Raw genomic sequence first — 12,884 nt, 5'->3', positions numbered from 1 at the left:
CTCGATTCTTGGGTCGCAACCGGCGGCCGTGCGCTCGGCAGTTGACGGTCAGTCGGGCGGTTGGGCGGCCCTTCCGGTCAACTCTCGGTCGCGTATCGGCTGCCACAGACGGGCGCCACCCTCAGGCGCGGCTAGAGACCGTCGACCGGACGGGCTTGGCGTTGCGATACCGTCAAGGCGCCCGCACCGGCGTCGAGTGGTCCGCGTCCGTCGGCTGTCGATGGTCCGCAGGGCGCCCCACGAATCCAGGGAGATACCGATGCCGGAGCCTGAGCCCGTTCAAGACGCCCGCGCGGCGGATGCCGACACCTCAACCACGGCCGAGACCGACCAGCCTGCCGCTCACGCAAACCGGGCTGCCCGACGCGCGAAGGGCAAGGTCGCCTCGCCTCAACCGCATGGAAAGGGTCAGCACCTCGGTGGCCGGGGCTCGGTCCAGAGCCCGCGCCAGTGGGGTAACCGCCGAAGCGGCTGACCCGTTGGTCGAGCCCATTGTGTTGGGCGGGCCTCGTCCTCAGCGGCGCGCGCCTTCCCGCGCCTGTAGCAGGGGCAGGCCCGCCGCGTACCGCCGGAGGAAGCCGGCGGTCGGGGTGTCCGCTGTTGCGACGGCGTCCGGGGGGCCCTGCGCGACCACCGCACCCCCGTCCGGGCCGGCTCCCGGTCCCAGGTCGATCACCCAGTCCGCCGACGCGGCGACGGGGATGTGATGTTCGGCCACGACGACGGTGTTGCCCGAGTCGAGCAACACATCGAGCGCATCCACCACACGCTGGATGTCAGACGGGTGCAGGCCCGAGACGGGCTCGTCGAGAACGACGAGGCCGGCCTTGCGGCTCGCAGCGCCGCGCTGGATCGCGGAGGCCAGCTTCAGCCGCTGCGCCTCGCCGCCGGACAACTCTGTGGCGCTCTGCCCGAGTTGGAGATAGCCAAGCCCCACCTGGTTCAGGGCTCCGAGCGTTTCCGCGAGCTGTCGGGGCGCGGAGAAATGCTCCGCAGCCTCGGCGACGGTCAGCTCCAGCACCTGATCGATGGCCAACCCCTGATACCTGATCTCCAAAGCCTCCGGCTGGTAACGCCGACCCTCGCACGCGTCGCAGACCACCCACACATCTGGCAGGAAGTGCATGTCGACCAGCTTGCGGCCATAACCGGTGCACGTCTCGCAGCGGCCGCCATCCGCGGTGTTGAAGCTGAACCAGGAGGCGTTGGTCCCGCGCCCGTGCGCCACGTCGGTCTCGGCGAACAGCTTGCGGATGATGTCGAACGCCTTGCTGTAGGTGGCCGGGTTGGATCGCGGCGTCCGTCCCAGCGGTTCCTGATCGACGACGGCGACCCAGCTGAACCCCTCGATGCCGGTGACCTCCCGCACCGTGTCGCTCGCCGTCCCGTTCAGGGCGGCCTCCACGCTCGCCCCGAGCGCGCCAAGTAGGCTGCTCTTGCCGCTGCCGCTCAGCCCGGTCAGGCAGGTGAGCCGACCGGAGGGGAAACTCACCAGATCCGCGCTCACGTTGTGCGCACGCAGGCCGTGCAGTTCGACCCAGCCGGTGTCATCGCCGGTCGGGCGGGGGGTCCGGTGCAGCCGCGGTCCCTCACCGGCCAGATAGCGCCCGGTCAGCGACGTCGGGTGGGCGGCCACGTCGGCGGGAGGGCCGGACACCAGGATCTCACCGCCGAGGCGGCCCGCGCCGGGTCCCATGTCGATGACCCAGTCGGCCCGGGCGATCAGCTCAGGGTCGTGCTCGACGAGGAGCACCGTGTTGCCAGCCTCGCGCAGCTCCAGGGCGATGTCGAGCAACTGTGCCTTGTCCGCCGGGTGCAGCCCGGTCCCGGGCTCGTCCAGGACGAAGATGATGTCGCTCAGCTCGGTGCTGAGCTGCGCGGCGAGTCGGGTCCGCTGCAACTCACCCCCGGACAGCGTTGCCGCGCTCCGGGACAGCTGGAGATGGGCCAGGCCGAGCCGGTCAAGGATTCCGAGCCTGCGGCCCAGGTCCTGCAGCAGTGGCTCACCCACCTCCCGCTGCCGGGCGCCCAGGTCGTCCGCCACGCGCTTCGCCCAGCGGCGCACCTCCCGTACTTCCACCTCGAGCAGGTCGGGGTAGGTCAGCCCGCCGAGCCGCACGGACCGGGCCACCTGGTCGTACCCGCTGCCGCCGCAGGTGCCGCAGGGCTGCTTGCGCATGTACGGCAGGTAGCGCTGCTTGGCGCTGGACGTCTGGGCGTTCACGAACACCCGCTCCACCTCGGCGAGCGCGCCCCGCAGCGGCTGGCTCGAGGTGTAGGTCACCAGGGCCGTCTCATTCTTGTTCGTCATGTCGACGGTCGCCTCGATGTTCTCGTCACCCGTGCCGTAGAGCACGCAGTGACGGAACTCCTCGGGCAGCGACTGCCACGACCGGCCGAGGTCCACGCCCCGCTTCTCGGCAAGCGCCGGTACGAACGCGTGCTCCCCTGATCGCCATTTCGCGTACCAGGGCGAGGCCCCCTCGAAGAGCGGACGCTCCGGGTGGGTGATGACCAGGTCCTCCTGCGCCTGCCAGCGCCCACCCACACCGTGGCAGTCCGCACAACTCCCTTCCAGGCTATTGCGGTCGAAGTGAGCGGTCGTCAGATGCCCGTCCCCACTCTCCACCGCCGGGTCTGCGCCGATCCCTGGAAGGCGCGAGTACAGCAGCCCTAGGTGCCCGTCGATGCCGGTGATCGTCGCGACCGTGGAGCGGGGGTTGCGGTTCAGACGGCGCTGGTCGACCGCGAGCGTCGCGCCGAGGCCCAGGATGCGGTCCACCTTCGGCCGATTACGTTGGGTGATGTACTGCCGTACGAACGGCGAAAGCCCTTCCAGATACCGCAGCTGGGCTTCGTTGTGCAGGGTGTCGATGGCCAGCGAAGTCTTGCCGCTGCCGCTCACGCCGGTGAAGGCGACGAGCCGCCCCTTGGGAATACTCACGGACACGTCCCGCAGATTGTTGGTACGAGCCCCCACCACCTCGATGGTCTCGCCCCCCATACTCGCGCCGCCCCTGACCAATGCAGTCAACCTTCGTCCACCCTCTCGCAACGCAGCAGGACACGGGCGGAGAGGCCCCCACCCATGTCAATCAAACCGATCACGCCACTACGCGGCAGATCGTCATCAAATGGGGCTGAGCGGCCGCTTCACCAGATCTCTCAGCACGTGGCCGGTCCCAATGCGGCCCGTGCTGGGGATCAGGACAGGGAGGCCGCAGTGAGCTTTGCGATGCCCGGGGCGTAGCCAGTCATCCATTGCGGATGCAGCCGGTAATAGAGCACGTCGTTGTCCCAGTCGAAGAAGTTGTCGCCGTAGAAGTCCTTCAAGTACGCGAGCAGGTCCGGCCAGCCCGCGGCCGGCTCTCCGTCCTGTGGGTTGAGGACCTCCACCTTCCCGTGCGTGAACACGCCCAGGTCCTCACCGCGCAGGTGCGCGGCGCTGACGGCGGGCCGCGCCGCGAGGTGGCGTGCCTTGGCGGCGCCGCGCGCCGTGCCGAAATACCACTTGCCGTGCAGGAAGCGCCCGTCTACACCGCTGATCCGCGGCTCGCCCTTCGCCGTCACGGTGGACAAGGCGAGGGTGCAGATGCCGGTGAGGACCTGGGTGAGCTGCTCGGCGTTCAGTGTGCGCTCAGTGTTGATGATCGAGCGGAGGTGCGAGGCAGAGCGGGAGAGGGAGGCGCCGAGGAGGGCCTGAAGCTCTTTGAGATCTTCTGACGTTTCGCGCATGCAGTCCGCATCTTTCCGTAGCTATCTGTGGGCGCGGTCCCCACGCCCACCATCGACGCCGACCGGTGAGACCATCCTCGGCCCAAAATCTGACACCTTGTGTCAAGCTTTTTCGTCCGTCTTTCGGCCCGCCGCCTGGCCGGACGCCACCCAGCGACTGGCTCTGTTGGGCCAAGGCCCTCAACGCGCTGATTCTCGCCTGTGGCGACCGGACTGCCATCTAAGAACATTGATCACTTTGCGAGCCCCAACAGGGAAATCGACACACTCCCGACCCTTAACAGCTATGCCCGTGTGTTCGCTCGCAGGCTAGGCCCTCGCTGCGCGCCTACCGCCCGCCCGGAGCGACCGCGAGGGGTCGCCTCCCATGGTGAGGCGACCCCTCGCGGTCGGCCGCCTGGCCTCCATGCCGGGCTCTAACCGCTGGATGCCGTTACCGCCGTTACTGGATGGGAACGGCCAGGGCGGGGTCTCCTGCTGGCGTCTCCAGGTGAGGTAGACCAGTGCTGCTTGCTCGCCGTTCACGACAAGCACCTCGTCTTGCGGCATGGCCTCTGCCGCCACAGTCCATGTCTCTCCGGCGAGGCGGTGCCGCCGGTGTCGAAGCCGGCATCCGGCTGCTGGACGCGGGAACCGGTCCGGGAACCGTCGCCGCCCTGGCGTGCTCCCGCACGTGCCGAATTGAGCATGTCCACCGTGATCGAAGGCCAACCACAATCCGACTCGCCCGTGGCCCGCGAGCACTAGGCCATCAGTTCGGGGCGCATGCCGCTGGTGGCGGTCGTGCCAAGTTGGGTGTGCCCGAGAATTCGAGCCTCCCTCTAGTGAGGGAGATGAGTCCCCTCAGGATGGGAGGCGCCATGGCGCCCGAGGGGACGATCTTGATGATATGAGAGTTCACGGCAGCCCTCGTTGGGCGTACGGCACGTTCGCGTGGCTGATCTTTTTCGTCGTGTCCCACGTGGTAGCGGTGTTCCTCCCCGGTAACGATCCGACCGGCGACGGACCTTGGGGCCTAAGGGCGTACGTAATCTTCAACATCACTCTCATCCTCATGTCGGCCGTCGGGGCGGCTGTCGTTGTAGCCACCGTCCGGCCATGGGGACGACGCATCCCTCGGCGGGTGCTCCTCACGCCGCTGTGGTTTGGCAGCGCGCTACTCGTCGTCCGAGGGGTTCCCGGGATGGTCGAAAACCTGCTGATGGCTACAGGCATCCGCCGAGGCGGCTTTGGGGGCGGAAGACATCTCCACGGCTGAGCTGTGGGCCGGCCTTGGGATCAACACCTATTTCTTTATTGGCGCGGTGCTGCTCGCCGTGACGACGGTCTCCTACTTCCGCCGATCACGGGGAGACAATCACGGCTGATTGCCACACCTCCCACAGCCAGGTCATCCTCAACTGCTGCAGATCGAGCGGGTGAGGTGCGCGGCTGGATCGCCGGGCGTCGTCGGCTCGTACGGGGCGCTGTTGATTGTCAGAGGCCCGTGGTCGTGGACGACGCTCGCCATACGCGGCGCGTGCACGTGGAGTCTCACACATGCCGGCCCGGCGTCGAGATCGTCCTGAGCGTCGAGGTCCTGCCCCCGACGGTCTGCCGGGCTGCCTGCGCGCCGGCAGCCCGGCGAGTCGGGCTGGTCGACGGGCAGAGGCTGCGGCCACGGCGCAGCGGTTAGCCTGCCGTTATGGCGAGTGCCGAACTGGATGAGTTGATCGTCGCGGACGCCGAGGCGCTGCGCGCGTGGTTGTCGGCCAACCACGCCACGTCGCCTGGTGTCTGGCTCGCCCTGACCAAGAAGGGCGGCACAGTCACGACGCTGACCTGGCAGCAGGCTGTCGACGAGGCCCTGTGTTTCGGCTGGATCGACGGGCAAACCCGTAAACGGGATCAGGAAACCTCCTGGATCCGGTTCACCCCTCGCAGGCCCCGCAGTTCCTGGTCACAACGCAACGTCTCCCACGTGGCCCGGCTGGAGGTGCAGGAGCGAATGCTGCCCCCAGGCCGCGCCGCGGTGGAAGCCGCGAAGGCGGACGGGCGGTGGGCGGCCGCCTACGCCCCGCCGTCCGAAGCCGAGGTGCCGGCCGACCTCCTCGCCGCCATTGCCGCCGACCCCACCGCCCAAGCCATGTTCGACGTACTCACCAAAACCAACCGGTACGCTCTCATCCACCGAGTCAATGCCGTCAAACGGGCGCAGACCCGCGAGCGGAAGATCGGCGAGTTCGTCGCCATGCTGGCCCGTCACGAGACGATTTACCCGCAAAAGGCCAAGCCTCCGAACTCGCCGTAATCGGCATCTTCATGATCATGTGCACGCATCTGGCACCCCTCTGTGTCAAGAGGCGGCGAGGAGCGGTGCTCTAGGCTGGGGTTCGGCGGGTCCGGGAAGTGACTGTTCCGAAGTGTCGATCATGGGGATCGGGTTGGCCACGCTGGATTGAAGAGTCGTCCCCACGTGTCCTCCCGGGCCCGCCCCAGCCTTGTTAGCGTCTTTGATCATTTGCTTGTAGACGACGCTTGAGTGCGCGCATGGCCTCCATCGGCGTTTTGCCCGCGGGGATGTTCGTACTCATCGGCCTCAAGACGCTGATGTAGACCGGCAATCACTGGGTTACTCCCTGTTCCGGGACGCCTGAGGCACGAGAAAAACGGCGCAGGGGGCTGCCGCCTCAACCTTCCGATGGCGTCAGCCCCGGTGTCCGCGTCAGCTTGCCAATTGGGAACGCAGGAGCTCCTTCGCTCGCTGGGCCCGGTCCCGGTCATTCGACTGCACGTCCTTGAAGAACTGCGCAGCCGCCGGATCACCACTACGTTGAGCGTCGTCGATGTACTGCTGTAGCGTGTCGGCTTCCTGCAAGGTGTGGTACAAGAGGCTGATCACGTTGTAGTGGACGTCATGAGTTGCAGTGACGCTAGCGGTCATCGTCTGCTCCCTTCAACTGTCCGTTGTCTGTGCCGCGGTTACCCGCCATGTGCGCCTTGAAAAGTCCCAGGATATTCGCAACGGCGCTATGGAGCCTCGACCCCAATGGTGACTACGAAGGCCATGCACCACGTGTCGTCCCGCAATGGAGGAAACCCCCCGAGATCGTCTCCGGCCGTACGGCTCGAGCCTGTCCGCGCCGACGGCGGCCTCCGATCACTCCGGCACCGGCAGACAACTCCCGCCGCCGAGTGAGGTGTTCCGTCCGATCCCAACGCAGCGGGACGACCGACCCGAACGGGCCGGGTAGCGTCCTAATCGTGCTCGAGTGGGCCGGCGACCGGTTCGGGTTGGCGCGGTGAGCGCCGCCGTCGGTCTGCTGGTGTTGGCCGCGGTGCTCGGCTTCGCGGTAGCCCCGCCGCGCGGGCTGCCGGACGCGGTGCCCGGCGCCGGGCTGCTGGTCGCGTTGGGCTGGTCTCCCGGCCACAGGTGCGCGGCGAACTGGTGGCGCGTGGGCCGACGGTGGGGTTCCTGACCACCGTACTGGTCCTGGCGCACCTCGCCGACGAACACGGTGTGCTCGGCTACGCCGGAGCGGTCGTCGGCCGTGCCAGCCGGGGCTCACCACGACGTCTGCTGCGGCTGGTCTTCGTACTCGTCTCGATCGTGACCGCCGTGTTGAGCCTCGACGCCACGGTGGTGCTGCTGACCCCGGCGGTGCTGACCACCACCGCTCGGGTGGGGGTGCGGCCGAAACCGCACCTGTACGCCTGCGGGAACCTGGCCAACTCCGCGTCGCTGCTGCTGCCGATCTCCAATGTGAGCAACCTGCTCGCCTTCGCCGTCAGCGGGTTGAGCTTTACCTGGTTCGCACCGCTGATGGCCCTGCCGTGGCTGGCGGTGATCGCCATCGAGTATGCGATCTTCCGGCGGGTGTTCGCGGTCGACCTGGCCACCCCGGCGCAGGCACCGCCATGGGCACCCCTTCCCGCCCGCCGCAGTACGCGTTCGCAGTCGTGGGCGGCACGCCTCGCGGGGTTCGCGCTGGCCAAACCGATCGGTGGGCATCCGCATGGACCGCAGCGGCCGGGGCCCTGGCCTTGGCGGTACCCCGCCTTCGCCGGGCGCCCCGGCGCGAAGGCGTACCGGCGCGTCACCGAACCGGCGAGACACCCACGCCTCCTGATCGTTGAGCCAATATCCCCCGAAACCGGGGCTGTTGCTGAACTGGAGGACAAGGTGCCGGACTATCCGAAGGCGATCGCCCCGGACGACCGCGTTGAGCCGGTGCCCCGCCGGATCCGCGCCTACTTCGCCGGCGAACTGGTGCTGGACACCAGGCGGGCGCAGTACGTGTGGGAGTGGCCCTTCTACCCCCAGTACTACATCCCGATCGCCGACGTGAACCGCAGCCTCCTGGTCGATGAGCACCGCACGGAGCGGATCCGATGTGGAACCGGGCGGGTGCACGGGCTGCGCGTCGGCGAGACTTCCCGTCCTTCGTCCGCCCGGTGCTACGGAGACGACGCGCTGCCCGGGTTGGCGGACACCGTCCGGTTCGACTGGGCCGCCATGGACAGCTGGTTCGAAGAGGACGAAGAGGTCTTCGTGCACCCCCGGAATCCGTATGCCCGGGTGGACGCACTGCGGTCCACCCGCCACGTACGGGTGGAACGCGACGGGGTCGTGCTGGCCGAGTCGGCGTCGCCGGTGCTGGTCTTCGAGACCGGTCTGCCGACTCGCTACTACCTCAACCGGACTGAGGTGAACTTCGGGCACCTCGTGCCGTCAGAGACGACGACCTCCTGCCCGTACAAGGGCCGGGTCAGCCGCTACTGGTCCGTGCGTGTCGACGGCACGGTCTACCCGGACCTGGCCTGGTCGTACGACTTCCCCACAGGCCCGCTCCTGCCGATCGCCGGGCTGATCGCCTTCTACAACGAGAAGGTCGACCTGATCATCGACGGGGAGCGACTCATCCGGCCGCAGACCCACTTCTCCTGAGCGGGAACGGGGCATCGTCGGGATCACCCGACGCCGACGCCGACACGGGCGGCGCCGGCATCGGCGAGGCAGAGTGGTTGGGGTGTCGGTAGTCGTGGTCGAGCACCAGCCGCACCGGCGCCACGGTGGGCAGGTCAAAGGTGTACCGCAGCTCTACGCGTCCCGGTCCCGAGACCCGGGCGCAGCCACGGTGACGCTGCTGAGCCCGGCGGCCGCTGGAGTCGCTCAGATGGAGAGGGGCAGGGTACGCGAGCGTTGCTGGACGCCCGGTGCGCCGTACGGATAATCGGACACGCTCGGCGAGCTTGCCTCGGTGAGCAGAGCTGTCTCCTTTTCCGACAGGTGCAGATCGGCGGCGCCGAGGTTGTCGTCGAGCTGTTCGAGCGTGCGTGCGCCGAGGATCACCGACGTGACGGCGGGGCGGTCCGCGACCCAGGCCAGCGCCACCTGTGACATGGATGCACCACGCCCCTCGGCGACCTGCCGCACCGTGTCGATGACCCGCCACGTGCGTTCCTCTGCGTTGCGCGGGGCATAGGCCTCCATGCCACGCTTCGGGTCCTCGCCGAGCCGGGTCGCGCCGGTCGGCACATGGTCACGCGTGTACTTTCCGGTCAACCAGCCACCGGCCAGCGGGGACCACGGCAGGATCCCGATGTTCTCGTTGCGGCACACATCCGCCAGTTCAAACTCGATGTCGCGCACCAGCAGGTTGTACTGGGGCTGCAGCGTCACGATCGGCGCGAGCCCGCGGAACTGGGTCAGCAGCGCTGCTTTCTGCAACTGCCAGCCGAGGAAGTTGCTGACGCCCGCGTATCGGATCTTGCCGGCGCGCACCGCGTCGTCAAAGAAGCCGAGGGTCTCCTCGATCGGGGTCAGGGGGTCCCAGGCGTGCGCCTGGTAGAGGTCGATGGTCTCGACCCCGAGCCGGCGCAGGCTCGCTTCCAACGCCCGGGACAGGTTGGTGCGGGTGAGGCCCGCATCATTGGGCCCGTCCCCCATGGGAAAACGTCCCTTTGTCGCGATGACCAGCTGATCCCGTACCCCCCGCCGGGCCGCCAGCCAGCGGCCGACGATCTCCTCGGACAAGCCTCGGGAGTACACGTTGGCGGTGTCGATGAAGTTCCCGCCGCGTTCGGTGAACCGGTCGAGCTGGGCGTGCGACACCTCCTCGCTGCTCTCGTTGCCGAACGTCATCGTGCCCAGGCACTGCGAGGACACCACCGTGCCGGTGTTGCCCAAGGTGCGGTATTCCATCGGTCTGCCTCCCTCGAGATCCACCCCGGAGTCTGATTGACCCGGATTGAGCTGTCCAACAGAAGGAACTGATCAGTTCGATCGTTGAGCGCGATGAATCTTGCCGGCGCCTGTGAACCTGACCCGCTGTCGGTGCTGCTCTGTAGCGTGCGGCCCCTGGGTGAGACATCGAGAACCCGAGGCGCTGTGCGCGCTTACGCAGCGAGCGCCGAGCAGCGCGACTGGCATCGGCTCAGCGATCTGCTGGCTGGAAACATGGTGTACGGGCTGCCGCAGAGCCGTGAACGGATTCAGGTCGGCTTTGATGCGGTGTAGTAAGGAATACCCGAGGACTGGCATCTTCAGGTACGTCGCATCGCCGCCGATGGCCATCATGCGGCGGTGTGGATCGATGCGTGCGTCGGCAATGAGCACCAGCATCTGGTGGAGCGTTGGTGGGCGTCCTCTTGAAAGGACGCCCCGGGCGGGGACTACTCGCTGCTGGAACGCGCCCAGAGATTGATGCCGGACTCCGTGGCGAATCTGTCGATCTCGGTCAGTTCGTCCTCGGTGAACGTCAGGTTGTCGAGGGCAGCCACGTTGGCCTCCAGTTGTGCGACGCTGCTGGCGCCGATCAGGGTCGAGGTCATTCGCGGATCGCGTAGCGACCAGGCGAGCGCCATCTGGGCCAGCGTTTGTCCACGTCGTGCGGCGATCTCGTTCAATGCCCGGATTTTGGCGAGGTTCTCCTCGTTCAGCGCTTCCGGCGACAGCGAGCTGTCTCGGCTGGCGCGCGAACCTTCGGGCACACCGCCAAGGTAACGGTCAGTAAGCATCCCCTGGGCGAGCGGCGAGAATCCGATGCAGCCGACACCCTCCTGCTCAAGCACTCTGAGGAGATCCTGCTCGATCCAGCGGTTGAGCATGGAATACGAGGGCTGGTGGATGAGCAGCGGCGTGCCGAGATCCTTCAGGATTGCGGCCGCCTCGGCGGTCTTGCCGGGTGAGTAGGACGAGATCCCGACGTGCAGAGCCTTGCCTTGCCGTACGGCGCTGTCCAAGGCTCCCATTGTCTCTTCAAGTGGGGTCTGCGGGTCGAAGCGGTGCGAATAGAAGATGTCGACGTAATCCAACCCCATCCGCTGCAGGCTTTGATCAAGGCTGGCGAGCAGGTACTTTCGCGAGCCCCCTTCGCCGTACGGGCCGGGCCACATGTCGTACCCGGCCTTCGTCGAGATGACCAACTCGTCGCGGTACGGCCGAAAATCTTCGGCGAGCAGGCGTCCGAAGTTCTGCTCAGCGGACCCGTAAGGTGGGCCATAGTTGTTCGCGAGGTCGAAATGCGTAATCCCGAGGTCGAAGGCGCGACGCAGAATCGCGCGCTGGCTCTCGATCGGCCGATCGTCCCCGAAGTTGTGCCACAAGCCGAGCGACATGGCCGGTAGGCGAAGCCCGCTGCGTCCGCAGCGGCGGTAGCTCATGCTGCCGTAGCGGGTGGGTTCGGCGGTGTAACTCATCAGAAAGTCCCCAGATATGTGTAGTGACGGTCAGGCCGCTGCGCCGGCGCCGTCGAGATCAGCGATTTCCTCGTGGGTGAGGACCAGGTCCGCCGCAGCCGCCGAGTCGCGGATCGTCTGGGGTCGGCTGGCTCCAGGGATCGGCACGACCATCGGCGACTTGGCGAGCATCCAGGCGAGGCAGACCTGCTGTGGACTCACGTCGTGCTGCCGGGCGACCCGCTGGAACGCGGTGAAAGTTGTGCAGCGTGACGCCCACGTCCAACGCGGCGTGAATTGTGGCGATGGAGCGGCGTTCGTCGGGACGGCCCTCGATCGACATGGGCATGGCGCCCAACCCGATCTGCCCTACCTGCGCCTCGCCGATGTGGCGGGCCTGCATGTGACAACCTCCGATTTCACAGTCCACTGGCCTGCTCGTCAAAGCGGCAGGCACCAGACTCACCCACCCACATCCTGCCGTCCAACAGCAAAAACCGCTGAGATTGAGCAGATATGATGCTCAATCATGGAGCTGCGACACCTTGAGTACTTCATCGCGGTCGCCGAGGAGAGGCACTTCACCCGGGCCGCGGAACGCATGCGCGTCGCCCAGTCGGGCCTGTCGGCGTCGATCCGCACGCTGGAGCGGGAGCTCGGCGCGGATCTGTTCATCCGCAGCACCCGCCGCGTCGAGCTGACCGAGGCGGGACGGGCGCTGCTGATCGAGGCGCACCGCACCCTGGCCAGCGTCGACGCCGCGCGGGATGCCGTCGCTGCTGTGCAGGGGCTCCTGCGGGGCACGGTGTCCGTCGGCACCGAGCAGTGCCTCGGTGTGATCAACCTCCCCCCGTTGCTAGCCTGCTTCCGGCGCACCTATCCAGGAGTAGAGATCCGGCTGCGGCACGGCGGATCAACACACCTGGCCGATCAGGTTCGCCTGGGACGCCTCGATGTCGCCTTCGTCGCCTTGCCGGGGCAACCACCAGACGGTGTGACGCTCATGCCGCTGGCGACCGAGCCGATGCTGCTGCTCTGCCACCCGGAGCACCCACTGTCGGCCCGTGACACCGTCGACTGGGAATCGCTGCGTAACGAGTTGTTCGTCGACTTCTCCTCCGACTGGGGTGCCCGCCAACTCACCGACCGGGCCTTCACCGCCGTCGGCCTCGAACGGCAGGTACCTCTGGAGGTGAATGACGTACACACCCTGCTCGAATGCGTCGAGCAGGGACTTGGCGTCGCAATGGTCCCAGCCCCCGTCGCCCGCAAACCATCCGCGAAGCGGCTCCATGCCCTCACCCTCAGCGACCCGGCCGCCCCCAGGTGGCAGGTGTCCGTCGCCGTCCCCGCGGCCGCTCCGTCGAGCCCAGCCAGGGATGCACTCCTCAAAATGGTGCTGCCGACGCCCAAACCGGCGCGACCATCTGTTACCGCGATTCCATGACCCCAAAATTGCTCCCGGTCCGATGCTGACCGCTGGCTTTGTT

At 67.3% G+C, this 12,884-nt stretch carries 10 protein-coding genes and 1 pseudogene; 4 read left to right on the top strand and 7 right to left on the bottom strand.

Features of this window, described 5'->3' with window-relative positions:
- Window positions 1-514: 514 nt before the first annotated feature.
- Together OG990_RS17050 and OG990_RS17045 are read right to left on the bottom strand one after the other, a co-directional pair.
- On the bottom strand, window positions 515-3,004 hold the full coding sequence (locus tag OG990_RS17050; protein WP_406081458.1) for an excinuclease ABC subunit UvrA: 2,490 nt from the start codon (window positions 3,002-3,004) through the stop codon (window positions 515-517).
- A gap of 200 nt (window positions 3,005-3,204) precedes the next feature.
- Complete coding sequence (locus tag OG990_RS17045; RefSeq protein WP_406081456.1) at window positions 3,205-3,735, bottom strand: pyridoxamine 5'-phosphate oxidase family protein; 531 nt, start codon at window positions 3,733-3,735, stop codon at window positions 3,205-3,207.
- 1,684 nt (window positions 3,736-5,419) lie between these two features.
- On the opposite strand from OG990_RS17045, the gene OG990_RS17040 reads away from it, so the two are divergent.
- Window positions 5,420-6,025: a YdeI family protein gene (locus OG990_RS17040; protein ID WP_406081455.1), complete on the top strand. Its 606-nt coding sequence runs from the start codon at window positions 5,420-5,422 to the stop codon at window positions 6,023-6,025.
- 414 nt (window positions 6,026-6,439) lie between these two features.
- Here OG990_RS17040 and OG990_RS17035 read toward each other — a convergent pair whose 3' ends face one another.
- Complete coding sequence (locus tag OG990_RS17035; RefSeq protein ID WP_386990617.1) at window positions 6,440-6,658, bottom strand: hypothetical protein; 219 nt, start codon at window positions 6,656-6,658, stop codon at window positions 6,440-6,442.
- A gap of 358 nt (window positions 6,659-7,016) precedes the next feature.
- Between OG990_RS17035 and OG990_RS17030 the strand changes: the two genes are divergently transcribed.
- Window positions 7,017-7,193 carry a hypothetical protein gene (locus OG990_RS17030; protein WP_406081454.1) on the top strand — a complete coding sequence of 59 codons (177 nt, stop codon included), beginning with the start codon at window positions 7,017-7,019 and terminating at the stop codon, window positions 7,191-7,193.
- Window positions 7,163-8,662, top strand: a complete 1,500-nt coding sequence (locus OG990_RS17025; RefSeq protein ID WP_406081453.1) for an SLC13 family permease — start codon at window positions 7,163-7,165, stop codon at window positions 8,660-8,662. The genes OG990_RS17030 and OG990_RS17025 overlap by 31 nt, the downstream gene beginning before the upstream one ends.
- Window positions 8,663-8,887: 225 nt before the next feature.
- On the opposite strand, the gene OG990_RS17020 is transcribed toward OG990_RS17025, so the two are convergent.
- The 4 genes and pseudogenes from OG990_RS17020 to OG990_RS17005 all read right to left on the bottom strand — a co-directional run.
- A complete protein-coding gene (locus OG990_RS17020) occupies window positions 8,888-9,919 on the bottom strand; it encodes an aldo/keto reductase (RefSeq protein ID WP_355615026.1) in 1,032 nt (343 codons plus the stop codon).
- Window positions 9,920-9,991: 72 nt separating this feature from the next.
- Entirely contained in the window at window positions 9,992-10,339 is a 348-nt protein-coding gene (locus OG990_RS17015; protein ID WP_406081451.1) for a hypothetical protein, read from the bottom strand.
- A gap of 50 nt (window positions 10,340-10,389) precedes the next feature.
- Window positions 10,390-11,415, bottom strand: coding sequence for an L-glyceraldehyde 3-phosphate reductase (gene mgrA, locus OG990_RS17010; RefSeq protein ID WP_406081450.1), 1,026 nt, complete (start codon window positions 11,413-11,415; stop codon window positions 10,390-10,392).
- A gap of 30 nt (window positions 11,416-11,445) precedes the next feature.
- Window positions 11,446-11,679, bottom strand: a pseudogene (locus OG990_RS17005) (aldo/keto reductase); the annotation flags it as partial.
- A gap of 244 nt (window positions 11,680-11,923) precedes the next feature.
- On the opposite strand from OG990_RS17005, the gene OG990_RS17000 reads away from it, so the two are divergent.
- Window positions 11,924-12,841 carry a LysR family transcriptional regulator gene (locus OG990_RS17000; protein ID WP_406081449.1) on the top strand — a complete coding sequence of 306 codons (918 nt, stop codon included), beginning with the start codon at window positions 11,924-11,926 and terminating at the stop codon, window positions 12,839-12,841.
- Window positions 12,842-12,884 lie beyond the last annotated feature (43 nt).

The sequence above is a fragment of the Micromonospora sp. NBC_00858 genome, assembly GCF_045207365.1.
In the GTDB taxonomy this organism is placed as follows: domain Bacteria; phylum Actinomycetota; class Actinomycetes; order Mycobacteriales; family Micromonosporaceae; genus Micromonospora.
Note: the sequence above shows the minus strand (reverse complement) of the source record. Positions and strands in the feature narration are given on the sequence as shown.